This is a genomic window from Bacillus cereus group sp. BfR-BA-01524, from assembly GCF_022662595.1.
GTDB classification, from domain to species: domain Bacteria; phylum Bacillota; class Bacilli; order Bacillales; family Bacillaceae_G; genus Bacillus_A; species Bacillus_A thuringiensis_S.
Genome location: NZ_JAKUDW010000011.1, coordinates 1 through 25,652, shown reverse-complemented (window position 1 = coordinate 25,652; position 25,652 = coordinate 1). Strand labels below are relative to the sequence as shown.

Below are 25,652 nucleotides of genomic sequence, written 5' to 3'. Positions count from 1 at the left end.
TATTAATTTCTTCAAATAACCACTTCTAACTCTTTTTTAATTAACATTTTTTAAAATACTTATTAATTTTACATTACATTAAAGGTCGGAAAATATTCTTATACTCATAAATTGTTACGTTTTGGCGTGGAGAGGAATTATGAGTTATAGCAATTTTTAAGATGACTTTGGCCTAGGATGTAATTACTAAGAAAAGTAATTCAAATCGAAGGGAAAACGTCTTAAGGTGTCTTTTCCTTATTTTCAATTTACTTAGCGATTTTTATCGCATATACCCTTTTTCTATGGTTTGTTCTTGTAATATTGTCTCTGCTAGGCTAAAAAGAAAACTCCTCTAATTAAGAGGAGTTTTTTTTAGCGGTAGTTAATGAACTGTACGTCGATTGGTAAATCGGCGCTACGAACAGCTGCGATTACGGCTTGTAAGTCATCACGGCTTTTCGCTGTAACACGTACTTGATCGTCTTGCACTTGTGTTTTTACTTTTAATTTCATTTCTTTAATGATGTTGTTAATTTTTTTAGCGTTATCTTTATCGATACCTTGTTGAAGTGTTGCGCGTTGGCGAACAGTGTTGCCAGTTGCAGCTTCAACTTTTCCGTAATCTAAGTTCTTAATTGGAACGTTACGTTTTACAAGTTTAGAAATTAAAACGTCTTTTACTTGGTCTAATTTGAACTCGTCGTCAGAAGTTAAAACTAGTACTTCTTTTTCTAATTTAATATCACTTTTACTTCCTTTAAAGTCATATCGGTTTTGGATTTCTTTTAATGCGATATTAATTGCGTTTGTTACTTCAGGTAATTCTACTTTCGAAACGATGTCAAAAGAACTATCTTTTGCCATAGTTAGCACCTCCAAATAAATTTCTAATCTTGTTATGTACTGTACATACTAAAGTATAGCTGAAAACGAGTCTAGACTTAAGTGTTTTCATACTTATATTCATGTAACCTCACTTTATTATAGTGAATTTTGGGCAGTTGGACAAATACAGGAAAAATCATGTTATAATTAACTTTTGTTTGGAATGATAAAAAAGATAATTTTATATATATAGAAGGGAATTAAAAAATATGTATTTGCAAATAGGATCGATTGAACAGGTAACTGTTTTACGCGAAACGGAAATTGGATATATGGTTGGGAATGAAGAAGAAGAAATTTTCCTACATAAAAACGAAGTAGCTGGAGAAATTGAAGAAGGCGATACGATTGATGTATTCTTATATCTTGATCACCAAAATCGTATTTCAGCAACAATGAAGGAGCCAATTATTACAACGTATGATTGGAACTGGGTAAAGGTTGTAGAAGTCATTCCTAGTTTAGGTGTGTTTGTTGATATTGGTGTATCAAAAGATATACTAATTCCAGCTGATGAGTTCCCGATTTATATGCCAGTATGGCCAGAAGTAGGCGACGAATTATATTGTACGTTAAAATTAACGAATCGTGATCGTTTAATTGCTCTTCCGGCAAGAGACAGTGATATGCAAGAAATTATCGTAGATGCAACGCCATCTATGCGTAATAAAAACGTAAATGGACGTGTATATCGTTCGCTTCAAGTTGGTTCATTCGTACTAACTGATGAGCATTTCCGTGCTTTCTTACACCATACAGAAAGAAAAGAACAAGTCCGCATCGGGGAGCGTGTAACGGGCCGTATTATTGACGTGAAAGATGATGGTACAATTAACATTTCACTTCTTCCTCGTAAAGAAGAAGGAATGGAAGACGATGCGGCAGTAATTTATGCATATATGGAAGAACGAGGCGGAGCAATGCCGTTTTGGGATAAGAGCCATCCAGAAGATATTAAAGAACGCTTTAACATGAGTAAAGCTGCATTTAAGCGCGCACTTGGTAAGTTGATGAAAGAAGAAAAAGTTTACCAAGAAGAAGGTTGGACTTACTTTAAGAAATAAAGTAAATGAAAAAAGAACTATTCTTTCTCTGAATTTTTAAGAGAAGGGATAGTTCTTTTTATTTTTAATAATGTATTCGCTCTATAAGGTAAACATTGAAAGAAGTAGGCAGGATGGAAGCTAAAGTTATAGAAGAGGTATGTTATAAAATTTAAAAAATATATGGTTAATTATTATATAGTTTTTTAAGTAAGATTTTGATTGTAGTATTTCTTATGTGATTCATTAAAAAGGATAAAAGAATATAAGAATATAAGAGATTTATCGCAGTGTTTGTACTGTTTATCCCGCTATTCACCGGGCAGTAAGATCCTCACTGATTAAAGTTTCACTTTATGTATAAAATCTTGATAGCTTTTACACTATGTTTTGAATTTTTACAACGCTGACAGTATTAAAAATATAAAATAATTAGGATGATTATATGCATATTTGGACACTAACAAATTGGCGGAAATATTATAATTTAGAAGAGAAGAGTCATCGCATGGGACTACGATTAAAATTCGATAAAGATGTTGATCCTGAAGTGAGAAGAGCTATTAAAGAGTTTTGCAAATGGATACGCCGAGAATATTTTTTCCCGATTAGAGTACCTATTTATGTGAAATCTTCATATAAAATAAAGGCGATGGATGGTGAGTTGGTCTATGGTACTTTCTTTGAACCATTTAATCGGAATGATGAGCCGTATATTCGTATTTCGACAGGAGATTATTGTGATGAGCTAGAGAAAAGAGGAAAAGATGATGCTTTGGGAGGATATTTGTTTACTATTGCGCATGAACTAACGCATTATTTCCAATGGATTAATGATATAAAACTAACGAGAATTGGATATGAGAGGCAGGCTACTACTTATTCAGGGTATATTATTGATGAATATAAAGAAACTAGAGAGCATCCGTGAAATAGAAACTTTATAGGTAATTGGAAGTATGATAATAAGCAATGTGCTTGAATGAATGCCCTAATATTTAGAGGTTATCTGGAAGTAGATATCTGAATTATCAAACGAAAGTGAGTGTGAGTAATACGCTTTGATAAAGAGGTGAGCATATGAAATTTTATAATGCCGTATATCTTATAATTTCTTATGATAGAGAACTTATCAATAAAAGTTGTATGATTGCGGGGATCACAAAAAAATTAACAATATGTAAATAAGTTTGGCCTACATTTCAGGATTATTGATTTTTTTCCTTGGTGTAATAACATGAAACTGGAAATGTTTTAATAGTTTCTGATGCATTTTGTATACTTTTAGTTACAAGTGATCGAGAGAGAATAGATGAGATATTGAAAGAGAGGTACGAAAATGCAAGGTAATGTACTGGAACAATTAATAAAGAGTCTCTCAGTATTATCCCTTGAAAAAGAACGCGAAATAGCAGCAGTTGAATTACATGATATATATGAGAGTGCTGAAAGGTTTGAAAAAATGCTTGAAAATATTATGAATTCGAAACATTCTAAAGAAGACTTAATAGATGCGTTAATTGAAGTGGAGATAGAATTAGATCACATCAATTGGCATTATAAAAGCTTGAAGAAACAGTTGAAAATATTGATGAAAGATTAAAAAGCACAACCTTATGTAAAAAGATAAGGTTGTGCTTTTTTTAATTTCCTTGCGGTGAAACAAGAGTAAATGTATCTTTCAAATCACTATCATTTATTTTAATATTTGCCTTTTTTAATTCATCTTGTAACAATTTTTGGCTGAATGTAGGATCAGCAGTACGTTCTTCCTCTAAGTTTTTGCGAATAGAGTTTTTTACCTCATCGTAAGGTTTTAGATCTTTTTTATCAGTTAATTTAATAACGTGATAACCGTTTGATGATTTTACGGGATTGCTAATTTGTCCAACATTTAGTTTGTAGGCAGCGCTTTCGAATTCAGGAGCCATTGTACCTGAATTGAAGTATCCAAGGTCTCCACCTTTATCTTTTGATAGTAGATCTTGTGATTCTTGTTTTGCTAATTCTTCAAATGAAGCACCAGCATCTAGTTTACTCTTTATTTCTTTCGCTTCATTTTCGTCACTTACTAAAATGTGACTCGCTTTAATTTCTGGCTTATAGTGGTCTTTTACGTCTTTTTCTGTAATGCTTTTCTTAATCGCTTCATTCATAGCAAGTTTGAACTTAATTTGATTTTTGAAATCCTCTTCATCTTTTAAACGATTGTTTTCTAATACTTTTTTGAATTGATCTCCATATTGTTTTTTTACTTTTTCTACTTCTTTATTTACCTCTTCATCAGGTACTTTATATTTTTTTGTGATGACGTCTTGTGCCATCATTTCGTATAGCATGTCTTTTCCGTAACGATCTTTCAATTGTTTTTCGAAGTCGTCCTTCGTAACAGTCGAGTCTGTTGCTGTGGCGACTGTAGCTGATCCGTTTTTTTGTCCGCAAGCAGATAGCATCAATATACTTATTAGTGCAGTAATAATGAAAATATGTTTCCCTCTCATGCCAACACCTCATCCGAATATGTTATCGCTATTGTAGAATATAGAAGTGAACATGAAGTGAATTTTTAATGTTTTTTTCCTTTAAAATGTAAAAAAGTACATCAACATAATTGTTGATGTACGATGGAATCAAAGGTGATCGGTCTTTTTAGAGTATGCACGTTTACCTTGCTGAATATTTTTTTGCTCTTGCTCATTTTTTTGTGTGCGTTTTGCATTATTATCGCGTGCTTTTTTGTCGTTATCACTCGTATGTGGCATATGTATCAACTCCATTTCTAAACGTTGTACGTTTATCATTTCCTTTTTCGTAAAGACTATGTATAGCGGTGCATTTATGAAGGGTAAAGGTGGATTCGAAATGGATTTGAAGTTGAATTATACTGAACTTATAAAGAAGTTAATCGTTGTAATCATCGCAGGTTTATTAAACGCGATTGGGATGAATTTATTTTTAACGCCAGCGAAAGTGTATGCGAGTGGCTTTGCTGGATTGTCTCAATTATTATCACAAATATTAGGTGATTTTTTATCGATTCACATATCTACAGGAGTATTGTTTAGCTTATTTAATATTCCTGTCGTTATTTTAGCGTGGAAAAAGGTTGGAAAGGCCTTCACCTTTTTTAGTTTTCTTTGTGTTATATTTATGACTTTGTTTCTAGAAATCATCCCTGTTAGAGCGGTTTCGAATGATATCATATTAAATGCGATTTTTGGCGGGATTATTTCGGCAATTGGAGTAGGGATTGCTTTAAAGTGGGGTGCTTCTACAGGTGGATTAGATATTATCGCCATGATTTTATCGAAAATAAAAGATAAGCCTGTCGGTACATACTTTTTCTTTTTTAATGCAATTATCATTATCGCTGCTGGCTATGTATATGGATGGGAAAAAGCGTTATATACGTTAGTGACTTTATATGTATCAACGAGAATTATTGATGCGATTCATACTCGTCATGTAAAGATTACAGCATTAATTGTTACGAAGAATGGGGCGGACGTAAGAAAGGCGATTCACTCGCGATTAGTAAGAGGGATTACAACGATACCAGCAACAGGTGCTTATACGAATGAAAATAAAGAAATGTTAATGATGGTTATTACTCGTTATGAGTTATACGAATTAGAGAGGATTATTAAACAAGTGGACCCAAGTGCATTTACAAATATACTGCAAACAGTTGGGGTGTTCGGATTGTTTCGGAAAGATTAAAGAGGACCAAAGTTGGTCCTCTTTTTTAATGTACATTCGTAATGTTTTGCAATTGCTCTTGCATTTCACGGAGCTGAACTTTTTCAGCAGTTGAAGAGTTTGCGTAAGCGGATTGCAAAGCATTTTTTGCTCTATACACGAGATCTTGTTGCTCAGTACCGCTTGAACAAGATACGGCATTTTCAACAGCATCTCTAGCTTGTTGGAATAGTAAGTTCCCCATTTAAACCCCTCCAAAAGAAGAGTTACTTCTTGCCTTTTCTGCCTCAGCTAATGTACCTCTGTACGGGAATCTTGCATCATGCTTCATAACAGCATCGGCTCCTTGTTGGATAAAACGTTTTGATTTGTTCTTTTTACCCATTTGAAAAACCCCCTTTATTTAGCTGAAAACAATCGACGCGATGTCTCATGCGTCTACTTATAGTATGGACATTTGGCAGGAAACTATAAGTAGGGAATTTTTAGATTACAACCCAAGAACCTCTTCTAAATATAAAGCAATACCATCTTCTTCGTTCGTTAACGTCGTTTGGTTTGCGAGTGATTTTAATTCAGGTATGGCATTTCCCATTGCGATGCCGTGACCAGCAAATTCAATCATTTCAAAATCATTATCCTCATCACCGAAAGCGATAATTCGCTCTTGTGGAATGTTGTAATGACTAGAAATTTTTTGTAATCCAACCGCTTTATTTAATCCACTTTTCACAATCTCAATAATCGGCCAAGGTGCGCCCCATTTTCTATGGTCGATTACTTCCGCGTGCATATCCGTTAAATGTTGACGAATTGCAGTGGAATGCTCGTCATGTGCATCAATTAATAAGCAGGTTGGATGATCGTTTAAAATATTTAATAAGTCTCCTGTAAAAATCTTAGGAGATCCGAATTCGAAAATATGTTTTTTATCTTCATCAATTTCACGAACATACACATCGTCCATAACTTCAGCGTATATATTTTTCACGCCGAAATCAAAGCAAGCTCGTACAATTTCTTGCGCTGTTGCTAGCTCAAGAGGGGAGTGATGTATACCCCAGTTTGAATCAAGAGGATGGTGTACGTACGCACCGTTAAAGTTTACGATAGGTGTATTCAGACCGAGTTCTTTATAGTAATCATAACTAGCGCGGAATGGACGTCCTGTTGAAATAACGACAACGTGTCCTTGTTCCTTTGCTTTTGCAATTGTATGTTTCGTTCGAGTGGAAATTATTTTGTTGTCTGTTAATAAAGTGCCGTCTAAGTCTAATGCGATTAAATGTTGTTTGTTCATAATTTCACCTCTTATAATAATTTTTTTATTTCTATCTGTATTTCCGTCTTTAATATGCAGAAATAAGAGGTTAGACCTGGTGAAATGACCATAGATGAAAATTTCACTATATATCCATCTTACGTCTCAAAGTGCTGCGGTGTCTACTATTTCTCGTTGGAAATTAAGAAAAGTCAACATCTTTTTAGAAAGTTCAAACAATGTTTCTTTCATTATGTACAAATTGTGAAAAGGGTTACATTGCCCGTGTGATGAGACTTATAATGAACATGTAATCTTCTCGTATATGTTTGACTCTCCTTTGAAACTAGCCTAGAGTAGGTTGGTTTCTTTTTTTTTTCTACAAGTAGGAAAGAAATCCCTGCTTACGCTTGTGTCATTCATATATATGTACAAGAACGAGATGTAGTACTGTTTCCTAAACATGACAGAAAAGCTTTCTTTTAAAATGGATATACTAAAGAGGCAAAGACGTCATGGAAGGAGAATGAAAATGGGACAAAATCGCAGGTTTCGTTCTGGACAAAAAGCGCCAAATGATGGGGTTTATGTAGAAATTGGTGAAACGGGAAGTATGGTGAAAAATCCGCAAATGGTACAATTAACTGCCGGTGAAAAGTTTCCAGATAATACGAATCATAACCGTCAGTGGACATATAAAAGAAAACCGTAACAGAAGCCGCAATCTTTATTGCGGCTTTTTTGTCATGACACATTATAATTTCATTTACCGCACTGTTTTGAGCAGCGTAATGAATGTTCCTGTTTTCTTTTTCCAATAATAAGTTTGAAAATACATAGGCAAAATTATTGTATAAAAAAGTCAGTTGGCGTATAATCAAATCAAAGGTCAAAGAAAGTCAAACTTTTGGAGGGCTGTAAAGATGGACTTAAATCAAATGACAACAAAAACACAAGAGGCGATTATGAGTGCCCAATCTTTAGCGGTATCTCATCATCACCAAGAGGTGGATACTGTTCATCTATTACTTGCATTATTAGAAGAGCAAGATGGATTAGCGGTACGTATATTTCAAAAAATGAATGTTGATATAGAAGCGTTAAAGCAAGGCGCTGAAAGCTTAATTAAAAAGAAACCTTCTGTAACGGGAAGCGGTGCAGAAGTTGGAAAATTGTATGTAACGAGCGCTCTGCAACAACTGCTTGTAAGAGCAGAGAAAGAAGCAGAAAAACTGCAGGATGATTACATTTCAGTAGAACATGTATTGCTTGCTTTTTCTGAAGAAAAAGGCGATATAAATCAATTATTTACAACATTGCATATTACGAAAGATAACTTATTACAGTCTTTAATGACAGTTCGGGGGAATCAAAGAGTGACTAGTCAAAATCCAGAAGCAACTTATGAAGCGTTAGAAAAATATGGCCGTGATTTAGTGGCAGAAGTGAGAGCCGGGAAAATTGATCCTGTTATCGGCCGAGATAGTGAAATTCGACGCGTTATCCGCATTCTTTCACGTAAAACGAAAAACAATCCTGTTTTAATTGGGGAGCCAGGTGTTGGTAAAACAGCAATCGTTGAAGGATTAGCACAGCGTATTGTGAAAAAGGATGTACCTGAAGGATTGAAAGATAGAACGATTTTTGCGTTAGATATGAGTGCGCTCGTAGCTGGTGCGAAATTCCGTGGTGAGTTCGAAGAGCGTCTGCACGCTGTATTAAATGAAATTAAAAAGAGTGAAGGACGCATTTTATTATTCATTGATGAACTTCATACAATTGTTGGTGCTGGTAAAACAGAAGGTGCAATGGATGCAGGGAATATGTTAAAACCGATGCTTGCGCGTGGTGAACTGCATTGTATCGGGGCGACAACGTTAGATGAATATCGTAAATATATTGAAAAAGATCCAGCGCTTGAAAGACGTTTCCAACAAGTATTAGCAGAAGAACCAACTGTTGAAGATACAATCTCAATTTTACGTGGATTAAAAGAACGCTTTGAAATTTATCACGGTGTAAATATTCATGACCGAGCGATTGTAGCAGCGTCAGTTTTATCAGATCGATATATTTCAGATCGCTTCTTACCGGATAAAGCAATTGACCTTGTTGACGAAGCATGCGCAACAATTCGTACAGAAATTGATTCTATGCCGACAGAATTAGATGAAGTAACGCGTCGTATTATGCAGTTAGAAATTGAGGAAGCAGCTCTTGGAAAAGAAACGGATCGTGGTAGCCAAGAGCGCCTAAAAACATTGCAACGTGAATTATCGGATTTAAAAGAAGTTGCAAGTGGTATGAGAGCGAAATGGGAGAAAGAAAAAGAAGACATTCACAAAGTTCGTGACTTACGTGAACATTTAGAACGTTTGCGCCGTGAATTAGAAGAAGCACAAGGTAATTACGATTTAAATAAAGCAGCCGAACTTCGTCACGGGAAAATTCCTGCAATCGAAAAAGAATTAAAAGAAGCGGAAGAAATGGGCGCGCATAATAAACAAGAAAATCGTTTATTACGTGAGGAAGTAAGTGAAGAAGAAATTGCAGATATTGTTTCACGCTGGACTGGTATTCCTGTTGCTAAACTTGTTGAAGGAGAACGCGAGAAATTACTACGCTTAGAGCAAATCTTATCAGAGCGTGTCATCGGACAAGAGGAAGCAGTAAGCTTAGTATCAGACGCGGTTCTTCGTGCTCGCGCTGGTATTAAAGACCCGAATCGTCCAATTGGTTCCTTCATTTTCTTAGGCCCTACGGGTGTTGGTAAAACAGAACTTGCAAAAACGTTAGCGCAGTCTTTATTCGATAGTGAAGAGCAAATGATTCGTATTGACATGTCTGAGTATATGGAGAAACACGCAGTGTCACGCCTAATTGGTGCACCTCCTGGATATGTAGGATATGAAGAAGGCGGTCAATTAACAGAAGCGGTAAGACGTAAACCATATTCCGTTATTTTATTAGATGAAATTGAAAAAGCACATCCAGAAGTATTCAATATTTTATTACAAATGTTAGATGATGGACGCATTACAGATTCGCAAGGTCGTACAGTGGACTTTAAAAACACAGTTATTATTATGACTTCAAATATTGGATCTGCTCATTTACTAGATGGATTAGAAGAAGATGGTTCGATTAAAGAGGAATCAAGAGACCTTGTAATGGGGCAATTAAGAGGACATTTCCGCCCTGAATTTTTAAACCGTGTTGATGAAATTATTTTATTCAAACCTCTTACAACGAATGAAATTAAAGGCATTGTTGATAAAATTGTAAAAGAATTACAAGGTCGTCTAGCTGACCGTCACATTACAGTAGAATTAACAGATGCAGCAAAAGAATTTGTTGTAGAAGCTGGTTTCGACCCAATGTACGGAGCTCGTCCGTTAAAACGATACGTACAACGTCAAGTGGAAACGAAATTAGCAAGAGAATTAATTGCAGGAACAATTACTGACAATTGTCACGTAGTTGTTGATGTAGAAAATAACGAATTAGTCGTTCATGTGAAATAAAAATAAAAAGAGTTCGGATAAAATCCGGACTCTTTTTTTAGTGTTGTTCTACTGGCTCGTTTGGAATTGCGGCTGAAATTGCTAGTACTAATACAGCAAGAACAACTGAGAAAATAGACGCTTGGTTAAAGTCGTATGTACCGCCAGTCATAGAGCCGATTACATAGCTCATCATATGTACAAGTAAGAACGACCAAATTAATGCCCAAATGAAACGCATATTTTACACCTCTATTCGTTCAATCTGTCCTTATTGTAACACAATTGAAAAAAGAATATAGAAAAATATTTGTAGATTTTTCAACGCAAATTTGCATTCCGTTCATACATTATAAAAGAGTGGTTTTATATGTTTAGAAAATAAGGCGGGGGAAAAATGAGTATTACGGAACGTTTTTTTTACTTAGAAAAAGAACCATGTGTTATTTATTTACCGGAGAAGCCAAATGGATTTTCTGTTATGCTCCTCGGTGATTATAACTACTTTATTGAGAATGGTACAAGTTTATGGACGCAACATGCGGGTAAATCTTATTTCTTACATGGTCTTATTAAGCAAGGCTACACGGTCTTTTCCTCTAATTTATACGGAAGACATTGGGGAAACGATCAATCTGTTCGTCTGGCAAAACGTTTATATGATGTTGTTTTGAGAAAAGAGACGTTAAATGCGAAAATGCACATTATGGCAGATGGTATGGGAGCGCTTGTGGCACTTGAAATGATGAACAAATATCCTGAATGTATTCGTTCTGTTGTTATGTTAAATCCGTGTTTAGATTTACCAGAATATGTGAGTTTTGAGAAAGAGCATAAGTTTTTTTACAAGAGACTCGTGAAGGAATTAAGTTTGGCGTATGATTCCAAAGAAGAAGGATTAGAATTAAAAATAAATAAGAAATCATTTACGCTTCTTCCATCTTGTGTACCTGTTAAAATTTTTGTATCAACGCAAGAAAAAAGAGGAAGAAAACAACAGTTGCGTAAATATGAGAAAATGAGGCAATTAAATCAATGTGATACTTCTGTCTTGTTCCATCTGCAAGATGTGAAATATAAAATGGTTAGGCAAACGACCGATTTCTTTAAAAAATATGAAGAAGAATTGTGAAGCTCCCATATACATAAATGAGGAGCTATTTGCTTCAGAGGGAAAGGGTTGGTGGTATGGAACGCGTGCTGATAATAGGTGCACTTACGTTTGTAGGTTATCACCTTGTGAATAAAATGATCGCAGAAGAAGTAGAAGTGTATGGTCTTGATTTTGATGAATTCGATAGTATGACCAAAATTAATGAAGAGAAGTTATTGTTAATTGGGCGAAATGCGTTATTTACGTATTATTCGATAAGAGATGAAGATGGATGGAGATCGGTAGAGGAAGAGAGATTCGATACTGTCTACTTTTGCTTATATGAGCCAAATCAGCAATGTGGATTTCGGAATGAAAGAGTCATATTACAATATTTAAAGCGAATTATAAGAATGTGTGAAGAACAAAAAGTGAAGTTAAATTTAATTTCTTCTATTGAAGTAAGTAGTACAGGTGAATCCGAAAATAAGCGCCTATTTTTGAAAGTAGAAGAAGGATTGAAAAAAGGGAATTTAAAATATAGTGTATTTCGAGTTCCTACATTATATGGACCGTGGCAACCATCCTTTATGATGTATCATCAGCTCATTTTATCAGAATTAGACGAGAAAGAGTGCCGTTGTACGAGTGAGGAAAAAGGAAGTGATTTGCTTTACATTGAAGATGTATGTGAATACTTATGGGAAAATGGAACGAACGGGGCGCATCTTGGTATATACAATTTACTTAGTGGTAAACAGTCATTATGGGAAAAAGGTATGAATCTTTTACGCGCGGATGATAAAGTAAATAAAAATAATAATGAAATAAGAGATGAGGCTATTGAAGTCATTTCGATAAAAAGAAATACTCCGTTAGAATACGGTTTAAATAAGCAACTGGCACACATGAAAAAATATAAAGAGTTATACGAAGAGTAGCACGCGTGTTACACTATTGTATGTGAAAGTTTTAATGGAGAGGAAGAGTATAATATGAACGAAAAAAGCATGCAGTTTTTACAAATCGCAATGAAGCATTTACCAGAAGCAAAGGCAATTTTAGATGATAACGGAATTGCACTTGATATGGAGAAGGCACAGCCGGTGTTAGAATTGTTAATGAAAGTTATGAACGAAGCTTATGAGCTTGGGAAAGCAGATAAAGAATAAAATCCTTCTTTTTTGATGGAGGAGAGGCTCGAATCGTGAGTAGAAGCGGTTCGGGCCTTTTTATTTGGAATGAAACACGAAAAGGTATGATTCTGTTTCTTTTAATGAAAAATAAAGTGGATAATGCGTTAGCTTTATGTTTTATGCGAAATATATTCTAGACAAAAATACATTTATGTTTTAAAATTAGTACCAAGTCATAATAATTGATATAAAACGGAGGGCTGCGATGTGAACGTGGGCATTTTAGGGATCGGAAGATATGTGCCAGAAAAAGTAGTCACAAATCACGATTTAGAGAAAATAATGGAAACATCCGATGAATGGATTCGTACGAGAACGGGAATTGCAGAAAGACGCATTGCCGATGATACAATAGATACTTCATATATGGCCGTAGAGGCTTCTAAAAAAGCACTTGAAGATGCAGGAATTAACGGAGAGGATATCGATCTGATTTTAGTAGCGACAGTAACACCAGATCGTGCTTTTCCAGCAGTTGCTTGTGTAATTCAAGAAGCAATAGGAGCGAAACATGCAGCTGCAATGGATTTAAGTGCAGCATGTGCTGGCTTTATGTACGGAATGATTACAGCGCAGCAATTTATTCAAACAGGAACTTATAAAAATGTATTAGTAGTTGGTAGTGATAAACTATCTAAAATTGTAGACTGGAACGATCGAAATACAGCAGTACTATTTGGAGACGGAGCCGGTGCTATCGTAATGGGAGCTGTTTCAGAAGGTAAAGGCGTTCTATCTTTTGAATTAGGAGCAGACGGAAGTGGCGGCAAGCACCTTTATCAAGACGAGTATGTTATGATGAATGGCAGAGAAGTGTTTAAATTTGCCGTTCGTCAACTTGGTGATTCTTGTCTTCGCGTTTTAGATAAAGCTGGTCTTACGAAAGAAGATGTAGATTTCTTAGTACCGCATCAAGCAAACATTCGTATTATGGAATCTGCAAGAGAGAGGTTAAATTTACCACAAGAAAAAATGAGTATGACAATTGAGAAGTTCGGTAATACATCAGCTTCTTCAATTCCGATTGCAATGGTAGAGGAATTGCAAAACGGACGTATTCAAGACGGTGATTTAATTATACTTGTTGGTTTTGGCGGCGGATTAACATGGGGAGCAGTCGCTCTTCGTTGGGGTAAATAAGGACTGAGAGAAAAAAAGGAGTGTATTTTGTATGGAAAAAAAGAGGGTCGTAATTACAGGACTAGGAGCTGTTACACCGGTCGGAACAGATGTTGAAACAGCATGGGAAAACATTAAAAAGGGTGTATCTGGAATCGGGCGACTTACAAGAATTGATCCAGAACTATTTCCAGCAAAAGTAGCAGCGGAAATTAACGACTTTGAAGTCGAGAAATATATTGATAAAAAAGAAGCGCGCCGTATGGACCGCTTTACACAATATGCAGTAGCAGCAGCGAAAATGGCAGTTGCAGATGCAAAGCTTGAAATTACAGAAGAAAACGGACCTCGAATTGGTGTATGGATTGGATCTGGTATTGGCGGTATGGAAACATACGAAGAACAATTTAAGATTTTTACTGAGAAAGGCCCGCGCCGCGTGAGCCCATTCTTCGTGCCAATGATGATTCCAGATATGGCAGCAGGTCAAGTATCAATCGCAACAGGAGCAAAAGGAATTAACACTTGTTCTGTAACGGCTTGTGCATCTGGTGCAAACTCAATTGGTGATGCATTTAAAGCAATTCAGCGTGGTGATGCTGATGCAATGATTACAGGCGGAGCAGAAGCACCGCTAACAAGTATGGCATTCGCAGGATTTAGCTCAGCGAAAGCATTAACATTTAATGAAGACCCAGCAACGGCTTGCCGTCCATTTGATAAAAACCGTAGCGGTTTCGTAATGGGTGAAGGTTCAGGGATTCTAATTCTTGAAGAATTAGAGCACGCATTAGCACGCGGTGCTCACATTTACGCGGAAATTGCTGGTTATGGTGCAACTGGAGATGCGTTCCATATTACAATGCCTGCTCCTGGTGGTGAAGGCGGAGTGCGTGCAATGCGTCAAGCTTTAGCTGATGCAGGCCTACAGCCAGAAGATATTGATTACATTAATGCGCATGGTACAAGTACGGATGCGAATGAAAAATATGAAACGATGGCAATTAAAGAAACTTTCGGTGAGCACGCGTATAAAGTAGCAATTAGCTCAACGAAATCAATGACAGGTCACTTATTAGGAGCAGCTGGTGCTGTTGAAGCGATTTTCTCTATTAAATCAATTACAGACGGAGTAATTCCTCCAACAATTAACTATGAGACACCAGATCCAGAATGTGACTTAGATTACGTACCGAATCAAGCGAGACATCAAGAAGTAAATGCAGTATTAAGTAACTCATTAGGATTCGGTGGTCATAACGCAGTGTTAGTATTTAAATCGTATAAATAATAGATGAAATAAGGAGTTTTTCCGCAATATATTGCGAAAAAACTCCTTATTTATTTTTACGTCTTTTTCTCCTGTAGCATATACATAAGAAAAAAGGAGGGATAAAGATGGGGGTTATTGAAACAGCTGAGTGGCTACATTTATATTATGGACGGCCAGAAAAACTTTGTGAGAAATTTACGAAGTATATTCCGTTGCCAAAAGAAAGGTTGTATCGCTTTTTAATTTCAAAAGGGATGTATCGTCCGGTCATGCGTGGGGAAAAGGAAATTAAAGAATTAGAGGAAAAGGAAATTTGGAAAGAGTTGAGCCTGGAGTATGATAAATTGAAAAATTGGTTGAAGGGTCCGGATGTCCCTGTCTTTATTTTATTATCAGATTCCTATAATCGAACTGTGCAAGAAGAGTATAACGGTAGGGCTGGATTATCTATGCGTCATGTTATTTTCTTATTCGTATGTGGACGGAATTCGGTAGAAGAATTAAAAGTGTTATTGGCGCATGAATATCATCACATATGTAGGTTACATCAAATTGAGACGAAAGAAACAGAATATACATTACTTGATACGATGATTATGGAAGGGCTAGCTGAGCAAGCAGTGACGGAAAGATATTCAGAAAAAAACAATGCACCGTGGACGGCGTATCTTTCAAAAGAAGAGGCTGTTTATTATTGGAAAAATGTTGTACATGAAAGAATAAGTATAAAACGAGGAACAAGGGAACATGACATCTTATTAAATGGATTTCACTCTTATCCGAAGATGCTTGGCTATGCGCTTGGATTTCATATTGTCAAAGATTGTGTAACTTTGGAAGGAGAAGATACACTTTCTTTATTATCTATAGATGCAAAAGAAATATTGAATAAAGCAAATACATTTCATATATAAAAAAACAGGAGCTTGATTTCCTGTTTTTTTTAGTATTAATAGAAGAAAAAATAATAATTAGAATATATTTCCTCAAGTGGAATAAAGTTAAGCAAAAATGAACATAATGATTGGTACAAACAGTAGTGAAGTGAGGGGTAGTGAATGTTATATCTACATGATGTATGGGTAAATTGGTTTGAAGGTGAAGAGAATGGGTATAACGTTTGTCATTTTTACGAATGGCGGAAAGATGATACGATTGAGCTATTAGATCAAGTGCCATTATTAAAAGTAGATGCCACATTATATCATTACATCGAGAACGAATTGTTAGAGCTTCCGCAAAAAATGCTGGAAGACGTACATCATAAGGCTTATATTCGTAAAAATCATGAACGTTTGCAGCAAGAGTATTGCTTTGTTGTTACAGATGGAAAAGGAATTATTGCGATTGACACAATTGGTTACAATGTACCAATTCGCAAAAGCAGACTTATACCACGCCAAGAGCAGATGGTATATGAGATGGTAGAAAACGTACAAGCAGAAAAGTATGAGTTCCAAGTAGAAGAAACAGAAAAAGAACACCACATTTTATCACCATCGCCTTTCATTATGAATGGCTTGACTCGTAAAGAACGACAGCTAAAACAATTATTATTTATGGCGTTAGATCAATTACATACAACGAAAAATACAGCAGAGATTCGCTATTGGTACACAGAGTGGGATCCATCAGCATATGGAACGGTTCAACATATGGAGTTCGAGGATATTTGGGCTAGACTGTATGATGAAGTGAAAGCTGGCTGGTCTGAGAAACATGAACAATTATGCGAGCGTCTCGTAAAAGGACAGCCATTTTTTGAAAAGTTATGGGAAATGGAAAATGAGCAAAAGGTAAATTAAAAAACCGCCAATTGGCGGTTTTTTAATTTTGTAGAAATCCAGCTCCAGCAGCGAGCTCTTCGTGTCTAAGAACCTTCCGCATAAGAAGACAAAAAGCGTCTTCTATGTGAAAGAACCTTAGCCAGTCAGAACTGAACGAGCCGCTTCCGCTTATATGAAATCCGGCTCCTAGCCCTTCGCGTCTAAGAACCTTCCCCACGAGAAGGTAAAAAGCACCTTCTGTGGGAAAGAACCTTAGCCGTCAGGGCTAAGCAGTCGCCTCCGCTTTATATGTTACCTACGTTTTCTGCTTAGTCCCATTGCGTTTTCTACTTTGCGTAGTTGTTTGAATGCAACGCGGTTTGCTTTTTCTGCACCTTTGTCTAGAATTTCGTCTAGTTCTGGTGAGTTGATTAGTTCGTTATATTTGTCTTGGATTGGACGAATTGCTTCTACGACTACTTGCGCTAGGTCGCCTTTGAAGTCGCCGTATCCTTTTCCTTCGTACATTGTTTCAATTTCTTCAACTGTTTTTCCAGAGAATGAAGAGTAGATTGTTAATAGGTTAGAGATACCAGGTTTGTTCTCTTTATCAAATTTCACAATACCTTCAGAGTCAGTAACAGCACTCTTAATTTTCTTTTCAATTGTTTTTGGCTCATCAAGCATACTGATCATTGATTTTGGATTCGGATCAGATTTACTCATTTTTTTCGTAGGTTCTGTTAATGACATAACACGAGCTCCTACTTTTGGAATACGAATTTCAGGCATTGTGAAGATTTCACGGTAACGTTTGTTGAAACGCTCTGCTAAGTCACGTGTTAATTCGATATGTTGCTTTTGGTCATCACCAACCGGCACGATTTCAGTGTTGTAAAGCAAAATATCAGCAGCCATTAATGGTGGATACGTAAGTAATCCAGCTGGAACTGAATCTCTACCAGAAGCTTTATCTTTGTATTGCGTCATACGCTCTAATTCTCCAACGTAAGCAACAGATTGCATGATCCATCCTAGTTGAGCGTGTGCTGGTACTTCTGATTGTACAAATAAAGTAGCTTTTTCAGGGTCAATGCCACATGCTACATAAAGTGCAGCAAGACTGCGGATGTTTTTACGAAGTTGTACGGGATCTTGAGGTACTGTAATCGCATGTTGGTTTACAATACAGAAATAACAGTCGTGTTCATTTTGAAGCTCTGTAAACTGCTTCATTGCTCCTAAATAGTTTCCAAGTGTAATCGTTCCACTTGGCTGAATACCAGAAAAGATAACTGACATAAGTAATTCCTCCTAAAATAGAATGCGTGATGGGGGAAGAGAAGGCAAACAAAAAAGCCCATTCATCCCAAAAACTATAGGGACGAATGGACCGCGGTACCACCCTAATTATTTCACTACCGTGAAATCTCTCTAATCCATAATAACGTTTGGATATAACGCCAAAGCCTACTACTTTCGGTTCGGTTTGGTGCTCAAAAGCCCATTCCATACTGTACAATTACTTGTTCACACCAACCACAAGCTCTCTGAAATTGCCTCAATATGTACTCTTCTTTATCATCGCATACATATAAATTTATTTATTGTTACTTTAGCTCTTTTAATATGAAAGAACTAAAGTTTTATAACAAAATGTTTTGCTGATTATTATATCATATGGGATAGTGTTTGCAAACTACATCAAAATAGTAAAGCTAATGAGGGTCGAGAACAACCCAAGAACGATACCTGTAATACAAATTGGATATGTCCATTTGAATGAATATGTTTTATAAATACGTTCTTTCTTATCTGTAGGCTCCTCGACTTCTTCAATTAAAGAGTCAATCTTTTTGTTCGTACCAAATACTCTTTGGAATGCGTAAATGGTTACATTGAAAAAACCATTTTGAAATATGTATAAAAAACCACCGATAAGAATAAAAAACAGTGCAATATAAAACAAGATGTTGACAAAATTCAACAAAAATTGCGATGAAATGAGGAATGCGCCAATACTAGAAGCGATTATCGCTATGAAAATTAGTATACAAGTATGAAAAAAAACTTTATTCAAAATGTTCCCCTCCGTCAAAATATTACTAGAATTATTATACTATAAAAGCTATAATATGTACTAGAATTAATTTTTTGAAAATTATACGCAATTAAAGGTCTGATTTCAAGATGATGGTAGCAATGTTAACGTATCCCTTTACAAAAAAATAAAAATATAAACATTTTATTAAAAATTTTAACAAAAAAACAAAAAACTATATTCACAATTGTTATATTATATGTATAATGAAAATTGTAGAAACTTGGAGATTATTCTTTCAATTCTACTTTTTAACAAGTGAGGGTACAGGAAGTGCAAGTAGGGGAGGTAACACAACATGAAGAAAAAGATACCGTTATTAGTTGCATCGACGTTGACAGTCAGTATGTTAGGGGCTTGTAGTTACCAAAAAGAGGATAATAAAGCAGGCGCAAAAGAAAAATCCTCAAACAAACAAGTGTTAAATTTAACCGAAACAGCTGAAATTCCAACTATGGATACGACGTTATCAACAGATGCAACATCTTCTAACATCATGAATAATACAATGGAGGGATTATATCGTCTGGGGAAAGATGATAAACTTGTTCCAGGTGTCGCGAAATCTTATGAGAAATCAGAGGATGGCAAAAAGTATGTATTTAAATTACGTGAAGATGCGAAATGGTCTAATGGTGACCCTGTAACAGCGAAAGACTTCGTTTATTCTTGGCGAAGAGCTGTAGATTCAAACACGGGTGCCAAGTTTGCTTACATACTATTTGATGTTAAAAATGCGGAGAAAGTTAACAAAAAAGAATTACCAGTTGAAGAACTTGGTGTAAAGGCAATTGATGATCATACACTTGAAGTGGAATTAGATAATCCTGTTCCTTATTTTGTAAGTTTAACAGTCTATCCAACATTGTATCCTTTGAATGAGAAGTTTGTAACAGAACAAGGAGCAAAATTTGGATTAGAATCCAATACGACACTTTATAATGGTCCATTCGTATTAAATGAATGGAAGCATGAACAAAGCTTCAAACTTAAGAAAAACCCAACGTATTGGGAAAATAAAGAAGTAAAACTTGAGGAAATAAACTTCAATATTGTTAAGGATCGTTCAACTGCTATAAATTTATATGAAACGAAAGCAATTGATCGTGTAGTGTTAACATCAGAGTTTGTAGATAAATACAAATCAGATGCTGATTTCAAAACGATTAAGAGGCCATCTACACAATTTATTCGCTTAAATGAAAAGAATAAATTTTTAGCAAATAAAAATATCCGAAAAGCAATTGCAATGTCCTTTGAACGTGAAAATATCGGAAAAGTTATCTTAAACGATGGTTCAGAGGGGATATATGGTTTTGTTCCGAAAGGCTTAGCAAAAGGTCCGAATGGAAAAGACTTCCGTGAAGAGAACGGAAAGCTTATAAAAGAGGATATTAAAGAAGCTCAAAAGTACTGGGAAGCTGGTAAAAAAGAACTTGGTGTAGACAAAGTAGAGTTAGAGCTATTAAACTTTGATACTGATGATGCTAAAAAAATCGGAGAGTATTTAAAAGGCCAATTTGAAAAGAACTTACCTGGTCTAACAGTTCCGACAAAAATGCAGCCATTTGCACAAAAATTAAAACTTGAAGCAAGTGGAGATTATGCGATGTCGTATGCCGGATGGAGTCCAGATTATATGGATCCAATGTCATTCCTTGAAATGTATACAACAGGTAATGCGCAAAACAAAGTAAATTATGCAAATTCAGCGTATGATGATTTAATTAAAAAAGCAAAAACAGAAGTTGATGTACAAGCTCGCTGGGATGCACTATTAAAAGCGGAAAAACAACTGCTTGAAGATGCTGCGATTGCTCCAGTATATCAACCTGGAAAAGCATATTTACAACGTGGCTCAATTACTGGCCTATTAGAACATAAATATGGCGGAGAATTTAGCTATAAGTGGGTTGAACTCAAAAATTAAAAATGGTTTCCATCATGAATAAGGGTATATGCCTATGATGGGCATATGCTCTTATTTTAAAAAAATAAAAGTAAGAATATTTTAAACTATCTTATTGCTTTTGAGAAAAACGGGGAGGTGCTTGACTATGGGACGTTATGTATTAAAACGTTTCGTGTACATGGCTTTGACATTATTTTTAATTACTACACTGACTTTCTTTTTGATGAAATTACTTCCGGGTTCTCCGCTTAAAAACCAGGAGAAGCTATCACCGGCACAAAAAGAAATCATTCTTGAAAAATACGGATTGAATGATCCGGTACCAGTTCAATACGCACGTTACTTAGGTAACTTAGCAAAAGGTGATTTAGGGGTATCATTCCAATATGATAACCGTCCAGTAACAGATATGATTGTGGATCGTATTGGACCATCAGCACAGCTTGGTTTACAAGCGATTATATTAGGAACATTTATCGGTTTAATTTTAGGAATCGTTGCGGCACTTCGTAACAATACGTGGGTCGATTATGGAGCGACAATTATTTCCGTACTCGGGATGTCGGTACCATCATTCGTATTCGCCGCTTTACTACAATATTTCGTAGGGGTAAAACTTGGTTGGTTCCCAGTAGCGTTCTGGAAAGGACCAGAGTTTACAGTAATGCCTACAATTGCTTTATCGATGGCAGTTATCGCAACAATCGCACGTTTCTCTCGTGCAGAATTAATTGAAGTTATGCAAGCCGATTACATTTTAACAGCGAAAGCTAAAGGAATTAGCCAAGGCGTTATCATTGTCAAACACGCACTTCGTAACGCATTAATTCCAGTAGTAACAATTTTAGGACCAATGGTTGCGGCATTAATTACAGGAACACTTGTTATCGAGCAAATTTATGCTGTACCAGGACTTGGGGAACAATTCGTTAAATCTATTACAGTGAATGACTATACAGTTATTATGGGAACTACGATTTTCTATAGTGCGATCTTCATTTTAGTTATTTTCATTGTCGATATTTTATACGGAATTATTGATCCTCGTATTCGTTTAGCGGGAGGGAAAAAATGATGAAAGATGTACAAAAATTATCTCCAGATTTATTTCAACAAGCCAATCAAAATAATGTTGATAATGAAGTCATTGCCCGTCCAAGCTTAACGTTTTGGCAAGATGTAAGAAGACGTTTGTTCCAACATAAAGGTGCGATGATTGGTTTCGTATTATTAAGCCTTATTATATTACTAGCGATTTTTGGACCGATGGTAAGTAAACACTCGTATAAAGAGCAAGATTTAGGTCGTGCGAAAATGCCACCAAAAATTCCAGTTATTGAAAATGTTCATTGGTTACCATTTGACGGTACAGATCAATATGGTGTTGACCAATATGAAAAACGTGATATTAAAGAGTACTTCTGGTTTGGTACAGATGATCTTGGTCGTGATTTATGGACAAGAACATGGGAAGGTACACGCGTATCATTATATATCGCTCTTTTAGCAGCAGCAATTGACTTAGTAATTGGGGTTGCATACGGAGGTATTTCAGCGTTTTATGGCGGCAGAGTAGATAATATTATGCAACGTATTATGGAGATTATTAACGGTATTCCATACTTAATCATCGTTATCTTAATGGTAATCATTATGGGATCTGGTATATGGTCAATTACACTCGCAATGGCAATTACAGGTTGGATAGGGATGTCGCGTATCGTTCGTGGACAAATCCTGAAATTAAAAAACCAAGAATATGTATTAGCATCTCGTACATTAGGTGCAACAAATACACAATTAATTGTGAAACATTTAATTCCAAACGTAATGGGACCTATTATCGTAATGACAATGTTTACAATTCCATCAGCGGTGTTTGGTGAAGCGTTCTTAAGTTTCATCGGTTTAGGAATTCAGCCACCATTTGCGTCACTAGGTTCTCTTGTAAATGATGGTTATAAATCTATTCAAACGTATCCGCATATGATGTTCATCCCTGCGGTTGTCATCAGTATATTAATTTTAGCGTTTAACTTAATGGCAGACGGATTACGCGACGCGTTAGATCCAAAAATGCGTAAGTAAAAGAGGGGAGAGGCAAAGATGAAAACATTGTTAGAGGTAAAAGATTTACAAGTCTCCTTTGATACACATGCAGGTGAAGTACAAGCTGTACGCGGCGTTACTTTTGATTTGAAAAAAGGAGAGACATTGGCGATTGTAGGAGAATCTGGTTCAGGGAAATCAGTTACTTCTAAAGCGTTAATGGGATTAATTCCGAATCCTCCTGGACGCATTAAAAATGGTGAGATCGTATTTGAAGGTCGTGACTTAACGAAATTAACAGAAAAAGAAATGCAGCAAGTACGTGGTAAAGATATCGCGATGATTTTCCAAGATCCAATGACATCATTAAACCCAACGATGACAATTGGAAATCAAATTATGGAAGGCCTTATTAAACACCAAGGGATGAGTAAAGCAGACGCACGTAAAGTTGCTTTAGAATTAATCGACCTTGTAGGTATTCCAAATCCAGAAGCTCGTTTAAAACAATATCCTCACCAATTCTCAGGTGGTATGAGACAGCGTGTAGTTATTGCGATGGCGTTAGCTTGTAACCCGAAATTATTAATTGCCGATGAGCCGACAACAGCGCTAGACGTTACGATTCAGGCACAAATTTTAGAACTTATGAAAGACATTCAGCAAAAAACAGAAGCGGCAATTATTTTCATTACGCATGACTTAGGTGTAGTAGCAAACGTTGCTGACCGAGTGGCAGTTATGTACGCTGGTAAAGTTGTTGAAATTGGAACTGTAGATGAAATTTTCTATAATCCGAAACATCCATATACTTGGGGCTTAATCGCATCTATGCCAAGTTTAGATGGCTCAGAGGAAGAGTTATATGCAATTCCTGGAACGCCTCCGGATTTATTAAAGCCGCCAAAGGGTGATGCTTTTGCACCACGTAACCCACAGGCACTAAAAATTGATTTTGAAATGGACCCACCTTTATTTAAAGTAAGTGATACACACTATGCGGCAACTTGGTTACTTCACGAGCAAGCTCCAGAAGTAAAACCGCCGGCAGTTGTTGAAAAACGTATTCTTCAAATGAAAGCAGGTGAACAACATGACTAAACAACGTGAGAAATTAATTGAAGTAAAAAATGTAAAGCAGCACTTCGACGTGAGTGGTGGTGTTGTCAAAGCGGTTAATGATATTTCATTTGATATTTACCGCGGAGAAACATTTGGTCTTGTAGGAGAATCAGGTTGTGGTAAATCAACAACTGGAAGAACGATTATTCGTTTATATGATGCAACTGCTGGTGAAGTATTGTTCGATGGTGAAAACGTACATGGTAAGAAATCACGCGCAGAATTGAAGAAATTCAACCGTAAAATGCAAATGATTTTCCAAGATCCATACGCATCATTAAATCCTCGTATGACAGTAGGGGATATTATCGCAGAAGGTATTGATATTCACGGATTAGCGAAAAGTAAAAAAGAGCGCATGGATCGTGTCCATGAATTATTAAACACAGTTGGTTTAAATAAAGAGCACGCAAACCGTTTCCCGCACGAATTCTCAGGTGGACAACGTCAGCGTATCGGTATCGCTCGAGCGCTTGCTGTAGAACCAGAATTTATCATTGCCGATGAGCCGATCTCAGCACTTGACGTATCGATTCAGGCGCAAGTTGTAAACTTACTGAAAAAGCTACAAAAAGAAAAAGGTCTAACATACTTATTCATTGCCCATGATTTATCGATGGTAAAATACATTAGTGACCGCATCGGCGTAATGTACCGTGGGCAAATTGTAGAACTTACAACAAGTGAAGAGTTATATGCGAATCCAGTTCATCCATATACGAAATCACTATTATCAGCAATTCCGCTACCAGATCCAGATTATGAGCGTAATCGTAAACGTATCGTATACGATCCATCGCAGCATGATTACGGTAGCGAAGTGCCAACAATGCGTGAAATTCGCCCAGGACATTTCGTACTATGTTCTGAAGCGGAGTATAAGAAATATAAAGAGATTTATCAATAATAAAAAAAGCCATTCTTCCATTATGAAGTGCACCCCAATTGTTAGACACAGTCTAACAATTGGAGGTGCATTTTTTATAGCTAAATTTTCTTCAAAAGAAAAAATCCAAGCGGTGAAACGATATTTAGATGGTACAGAAAGTGGAAAAATAATTGCTAAATCTATAGGAGTTAACCCTAGCGTACTTCGTGAGTGGATTAGACGATATGAGTCTTCAGGTGAAAAGGCCTTTGAAAAGTGCTATACATTCTACCCAGCCCAGTATAAACTAGATGTACTTTATTATATGAATGAACACGGGACATCTATCAGAGAAACAGCGGCACTTTTCAATATACCGTCTTATGAAACACTTCGGAAGTGGAAAATAGCTTATGAAACAGGAGGATTGGATGCCCTACAATTAAAGAAAAAGGGGCGTCCAACCATGAAAGATAAAAAAATAAAACCAGTAGATGAAAGATCAATCGAAGCCTTACAAGCGGAAAATGAGCGTTTACGTATGGAAAATGCATATTTAAAAAAGTTGAATGCCTTAGTTCAAAACAAAGAAAAATCACCAAACAAGACAAAGCGCAAGTAATCTACGAGTTAAGGCATGAATTTCCTATCAAGGAGTTACTTCAACTCGCAAACATTCCACGTAGTACGTACTATTACTGGATGAAACGTTTTAATCGTCCTGATCCAAATGCGGAGGTAAAAGAACTGATTCAAGCTATTTATAATGAACACGATGGG

At 36.1% G+C, this 25,652-nt stretch carries 27 protein-coding genes, 1 pseudogene and 1 other annotated feature; of the genes and pseudogenes, 19 read left to right on the top strand and 9 right to left on the bottom strand.

The features are described 5' to 3' along the window. Positions 1 to 354: 354 nt before the first annotated feature. Complete coding sequence (locus MR170_RS05485) at positions 355 to 846, bottom strand: YajQ family cyclic di-GMP-binding protein (RefSeq protein ID WP_001040146.1); 492 nt, start codon at positions 844 to 846, stop codon at positions 355 to 357. A 230-nt stretch (positions 847 to 1,076) separates the two neighbouring features. Between MR170_RS05485 and MR170_RS05480 the strand changes: the two genes are divergently transcribed. The 3 genes from MR170_RS05480 (at position 1,077) to MR170_RS05470 (ending at position 3,513) form a co-directional block, all read left to right on the top strand. Further along, positions 1,077 to 1,931, top strand: coding sequence for a CvfB family protein (locus MR170_RS05480; RefSeq protein WP_000281261.1), 855 nt, complete (start codon positions 1,077 to 1,079; stop codon positions 1,929 to 1,931). Positions 1,932 to 2,355: 424 nt separating this feature from the next. Continuing rightward, a complete protein-coding gene (locus tag MR170_RS05475) occupies positions 2,356 to 2,841 on the top strand; it encodes a hypothetical protein (RefSeq protein WP_029442129.1) in 486 nt (161 codons plus the stop codon). Between the two features lie 408 nt (positions 2,842 to 3,249). Beyond that, positions 3,250 to 3,513 carry a hypothetical protein gene (locus MR170_RS05470; RefSeq protein WP_242307563.1) on the top strand — a complete coding sequence of 88 codons (264 nt, stop codon included), beginning with the start codon at positions 3,250 to 3,252 and terminating at the stop codon, positions 3,511 to 3,513. Between the two features lie 40 nt (positions 3,514 to 3,553). Here MR170_RS05470 and prsA read toward each other — a convergent pair whose 3' ends face one another. Both prsA and MR170_RS05460 read right to left on the bottom strand, forming a co-directional pair. Next, on the bottom strand, positions 3,554 to 4,411 hold the full coding sequence (prsA, locus tag MR170_RS05465; protein ID WP_029442131.1) for a peptidylprolyl isomerase PrsA: 858 nt from the start codon (positions 4,409 to 4,411) through the stop codon (positions 3,554 to 3,556). Between the two features lie 129 nt (positions 4,412 to 4,540). Beyond that, complete coding sequence (locus MR170_RS05460; protein ID WP_001120851.1) at positions 4,541 to 4,672, bottom strand: DUF3941 domain-containing protein; 132 nt, start codon at positions 4,670 to 4,672, stop codon at positions 4,541 to 4,543. Positions 4,673 to 4,772: 100 nt separating this feature from the next. Here MR170_RS05460 and MR170_RS05455 point away from each other — a divergent pair, with 100 nt between their 5' ends. Next, positions 4,773 to 5,630, top strand: a complete 858-nt coding sequence (locus tag MR170_RS05455) for a YitT family protein (RefSeq protein WP_016082482.1) — start codon at positions 4,773 to 4,775, stop codon at positions 5,628 to 5,630. Between the two features lie 25 nt (positions 5,631 to 5,655). Here MR170_RS05455 and MR170_RS05450 read toward each other — a convergent pair whose 3' ends face one another. The 3 genes from MR170_RS05450 to MR170_RS05440 all read right to left on the bottom strand — a co-directional run bounded on the left by MR170_RS05450 (position 5,656) and on the right by MR170_RS05440 (position 6,909). Beyond that, entirely contained in the window at positions 5,656 to 5,853 is a 198-nt protein-coding gene (locus tag MR170_RS05450) for a DUF3813 domain-containing protein (protein ID WP_000527408.1), read from the bottom strand. Continuing rightward, a complete protein-coding gene (locus MR170_RS05445) occupies positions 5,854 to 5,994 on the bottom strand; it encodes a hypothetical protein (protein ID WP_000516816.1) in 141 nt (46 codons plus the stop codon). Positions 5,995 to 6,099: 105 nt separating this feature from the next. Beyond that, positions 6,100 to 6,909 (bottom strand): Cof-type HAD-IIB family hydrolase, encoded by an 810-nt coding sequence (locus MR170_RS05440; RefSeq protein ID WP_029442133.1) that lies wholly within the window; start codon positions 6,907 to 6,909, stop codon positions 6,100 to 6,102. Positions 6,910 to 7,402: 493 nt separating this feature from the next. On the opposite strand from MR170_RS05440, the gene MR170_RS05435 reads away from it, so the two are divergent. Together MR170_RS05435 and clpB are read left to right on the top strand one after the other, a co-directional pair. Then, positions 7,403 to 7,582 carry a YjzC family protein gene (locus tag MR170_RS05435; protein ID WP_016082481.1) on the top strand — a complete coding sequence of 60 codons (180 nt, stop codon included), beginning with the start codon at positions 7,403 to 7,405 and terminating at the stop codon, positions 7,580 to 7,582. 211 nt (positions 7,583 to 7,793) lie between these two features. Beyond that, complete coding sequence (clpB, locus tag MR170_RS05430; protein ID WP_242307559.1) at positions 7,794 to 10,394, top strand: ATP-dependent chaperone ClpB; 2,601 nt, start codon at positions 7,794 to 7,796, stop codon at positions 10,392 to 10,394. Between the two features lie 37 nt (positions 10,395 to 10,431). Here the strand turns inward: clpB and MR170_RS05425 are convergent, their stop codons facing one another. Then, complete coding sequence (locus MR170_RS05425; RefSeq protein ID WP_001211116.1) at positions 10,432 to 10,614, bottom strand: YjzD family protein; 183 nt, start codon at positions 10,612 to 10,614, stop codon at positions 10,432 to 10,434. 156 nt (positions 10,615 to 10,770) lie between these two features. On the opposite strand from MR170_RS05425, the gene MR170_RS05420 reads away from it, so the two are divergent. The 7 genes from MR170_RS05420 (at position 10,771) to MR170_RS05390 (ending at position 16,859) form a co-directional block, all read left to right on the top strand. Next, complete coding sequence (locus tag MR170_RS05420) at positions 10,771 to 11,505, top strand: lipase family protein (RefSeq protein ID WP_242307556.1); 735 nt, start codon at positions 10,771 to 10,773, stop codon at positions 11,503 to 11,505. Positions 11,506 to 11,534: 29 nt separating this feature from the next. Continuing rightward, positions 11,535 to 12,407 (top strand): NAD-dependent epimerase/dehydratase family protein, encoded by an 873-nt coding sequence (locus tag MR170_RS05415; protein ID WP_016082477.1) that lies wholly within the window; start codon positions 11,535 to 11,537, stop codon positions 12,405 to 12,407. Between the two features lie 54 nt (positions 12,408 to 12,461). Next, on the top strand, positions 12,462 to 12,638 hold the full coding sequence (locus tag MR170_RS05410; RefSeq protein ID WP_001986215.1) for a ComZ family protein: 177 nt from the start codon (positions 12,462 to 12,464) through the stop codon (positions 12,636 to 12,638). Between the two features lie 231 nt (positions 12,639 to 12,869). Continuing rightward, on the top strand, positions 12,870 to 13,802 hold the full coding sequence (fabH, locus tag MR170_RS05405; protein ID WP_016082476.1) for a beta-ketoacyl-ACP synthase III: 933 nt from the start codon (positions 12,870 to 12,872) through the stop codon (positions 13,800 to 13,802). 31 nt (positions 13,803 to 13,833) lie between these two features. Beyond that, entirely contained in the window at positions 13,834 to 15,072 is a 1,239-nt protein-coding gene (fabF, locus tag MR170_RS05400) for a beta-ketoacyl-ACP synthase II (protein WP_000412656.1), read from the top strand. 107 nt (positions 15,073 to 15,179) lie between these two features. Further along, on the top strand, positions 15,180 to 15,968 hold the full coding sequence (locus tag MR170_RS05395; RefSeq protein ID WP_242307554.1) for a DUF2268 domain-containing putative Zn-dependent protease: 789 nt from the start codon (positions 15,180 to 15,182) through the stop codon (positions 15,966 to 15,968). Positions 15,969 to 16,112: 144 nt separating this feature from the next. After that, positions 16,113 to 16,859: a YjbA family protein gene (locus tag MR170_RS05390; protein WP_242307552.1), complete on the top strand. Its 747-nt coding sequence runs from the start codon at positions 16,113 to 16,115 to the stop codon at positions 16,857 to 16,859. Between the two features lie 273 nt (positions 16,860 to 17,132). On the opposite strand, the gene trpS is transcribed toward MR170_RS05390, so the two are convergent. Further along, positions 17,133 to 18,122, bottom strand: a complete 990-nt coding sequence (gene trpS, locus MR170_RS05385; protein ID WP_029442135.1) for a tryptophan--tRNA ligase — start codon at positions 18,120 to 18,122, stop codon at positions 17,133 to 17,135. A 75-nt stretch (positions 18,123 to 18,197) separates the two neighbouring features. Beyond that, positions 18,198 to 18,414 (bottom strand) — a binding site (T-box leader). Positions 18,415 to 18,519: 105 nt separating this feature from the next. After that, on the bottom strand, positions 18,520 to 18,900 hold the full coding sequence (locus MR170_RS05380; protein ID WP_001044985.1) for a DUF3899 domain-containing protein: 381 nt from the start codon (positions 18,898 to 18,900) through the stop codon (positions 18,520 to 18,522). A gap of 319 nt (positions 18,901 to 19,219) precedes the next feature. Between MR170_RS05380 and MR170_RS05375 the strand changes: the two genes are divergently transcribed. The 6 genes and pseudogenes from MR170_RS05375 to MR170_RS05350 form a co-directional block, all read left to right on the top strand. Continuing rightward, positions 19,220 to 20,851 (top strand): peptide ABC transporter substrate-binding protein, encoded by a 1,632-nt coding sequence (locus MR170_RS05375; protein ID WP_016082473.1) that lies wholly within the window; start codon positions 19,220 to 19,222, stop codon positions 20,849 to 20,851. A gap of 127 nt (positions 20,852 to 20,978) precedes the next feature. Then, positions 20,979 to 21,908, top strand: coding sequence for an oligopeptide ABC transporter permease (opp3b, locus tag MR170_RS05370; protein WP_000534166.1), 930 nt, complete (start codon positions 20,979 to 20,981; stop codon positions 21,906 to 21,908). Continuing rightward, complete coding sequence (opp3C, locus tag MR170_RS05365) at positions 21,905 to 22,921, top strand: oligopeptide ABC transporter permease (protein WP_000974103.1); 1,017 nt, start codon at positions 21,905 to 21,907, stop codon at positions 22,919 to 22,921. The genes opp3b and opp3C overlap by 4 nt, the downstream gene beginning before the upstream one ends. Positions 22,922 to 22,939: 18 nt before the next feature. After that, complete coding sequence (locus MR170_RS05360) at positions 22,940 to 23,983, top strand: ABC transporter ATP-binding protein (protein WP_000854346.1); 1,044 nt, start codon at positions 22,940 to 22,942, stop codon at positions 23,981 to 23,983. Further along, positions 23,976 to 24,911, top strand: a complete 936-nt coding sequence (locus MR170_RS05355) for an ABC transporter ATP-binding protein (RefSeq protein ID WP_016082471.1) — start codon at positions 23,976 to 23,978, stop codon at positions 24,909 to 24,911. Before MR170_RS05360 ends, MR170_RS05355 begins: the two co-directional genes overlap by 8 nt. A gap of 76 nt (positions 24,912 to 24,987) precedes the next feature. Continuing rightward, a pseudogene (locus MR170_RS05350) lies at positions 24,988 to 25,652 on the top strand (IS3-like element ISBth10 family transposase); the annotation flags it as partial.

Coding starts and splice junctions, on each gene's coding strand:
- prsA (WP_029442131.1), bottom strand. CDS start 4,411: ATGAGAGGGAAACATATTTTCATTATTACTGCACTAATAAGTATATTG.
- MR170_RS05445 (WP_000516816.1), bottom strand. CDS start 5,994: ATGGGTAAAAAGAACAAATCAAAACGTTTTATCCAACAAGGAGCCGAT.
- MR170_RS05420 (WP_242307556.1), top strand. CDS start 10,771: ATGAGTATTACGGAACGTTTTTTTTACTTAGAAAAAGAACCATGTGTT.
- MR170_RS05410 (WP_001986215.1), top strand. CDS start 12,462: ATGAACGAAAAAAGCATGCAGTTTTTACAAATCGCAATGAAGCATTTA.
- opp3C (WP_000974103.1), top strand. CDS start 21,905: ATGATGAAAGATGTACAAAAATTATCTCCAGATTTATTTCAACAAGCC.
- MR170_RS05475 (WP_029442129.1), top strand. CDS start 2,356: ATGCATATTTGGACACTAACAAATTGGCGGAAATATTATAATTTAGAA.
- opp3b (WP_000534166.1), top strand. CDS start 20,979: ATGGGACGTTATGTATTAAAACGTTTCGTGTACATGGCTTTGACATTA.
- MR170_RS05390 (WP_242307552.1), top strand. CDS start 16,113: ATGTTATATCTACATGATGTATGGGTAAATTGGTTTGAAGGTGAAGAG.
- MR170_RS05460 (WP_001120851.1), bottom strand. CDS start 4,672: ATGCCACATACGAGTGATAACGACAAAAAAGCACGCGATAATAATGCA.
- MR170_RS05480 (WP_000281261.1), top strand. CDS start 1,077: ATGTATTTGCAAATAGGATCGATTGAACAGGTAACTGTTTTACGCGAA.
- MR170_RS05395 (WP_242307554.1), top strand. CDS start 15,180: ATGGGGGTTATTGAAACAGCTGAGTGGCTACATTTATATTATGGACGG.
- MR170_RS05485 (WP_001040146.1), bottom strand. CDS start 846: ATGGCAAAAGATAGTTCTTTTGACATCGTTTCGAAAGTAGAATTACCT.
- trpS (WP_029442135.1), bottom strand. CDS start 18,122: ATGTCAGTTATCTTTTCTGGTATTCAGCCAAGTGGAACGATTACACTT.
- MR170_RS05440 (WP_029442133.1), bottom strand. CDS start 6,909: ATGAACAAACAACATTTAATCGCATTAGACTTAGACGGCACTTTATTA.
- MR170_RS05375 (WP_016082473.1), top strand. CDS start 19,220: ATGAAGAAAAAGATACCGTTATTAGTTGCATCGACGTTGACAGTCAGT.
- MR170_RS05470 (WP_242307563.1), top strand. CDS start 3,250: ATGCAAGGTAATGTACTGGAACAATTAATAAAGAGTCTCTCAGTATTA.
- MR170_RS05450 (WP_000527408.1), bottom strand. CDS start 5,853: ATGGGGAACTTACTATTCCAACAAGCTAGAGATGCTGTTGAAAATGCC.
- MR170_RS05455 (WP_016082482.1), top strand. CDS start 4,773: ATGGATTTGAAGTTGAATTATACTGAACTTATAAAGAAGTTAATCGTT.
- MR170_RS05425 (WP_001211116.1), bottom strand. CDS start 10,614: ATGCGTTTCATTTGGGCATTAATTTGGTCGTTCTTACTTGTACATATG.
- clpB (WP_242307559.1), top strand. CDS start 7,794: ATGGACTTAAATCAAATGACAACAAAAACACAAGAGGCGATTATGAGT.
- fabF (WP_000412656.1), top strand. CDS start 13,834: ATGGAAAAAAAGAGGGTCGTAATTACAGGACTAGGAGCTGTTACACCG.
- MR170_RS05355 (WP_016082471.1), top strand. CDS start 23,976: ATGACTAAACAACGTGAGAAATTAATTGAAGTAAAAAATGTAAAGCAG.
- MR170_RS05360 (WP_000854346.1), top strand. CDS start 22,940: ATGAAAACATTGTTAGAGGTAAAAGATTTACAAGTCTCCTTTGATACA.
- MR170_RS05435 (WP_016082481.1), top strand. CDS start 7,403: ATGGGACAAAATCGCAGGTTTCGTTCTGGACAAAAAGCGCCAAATGAT.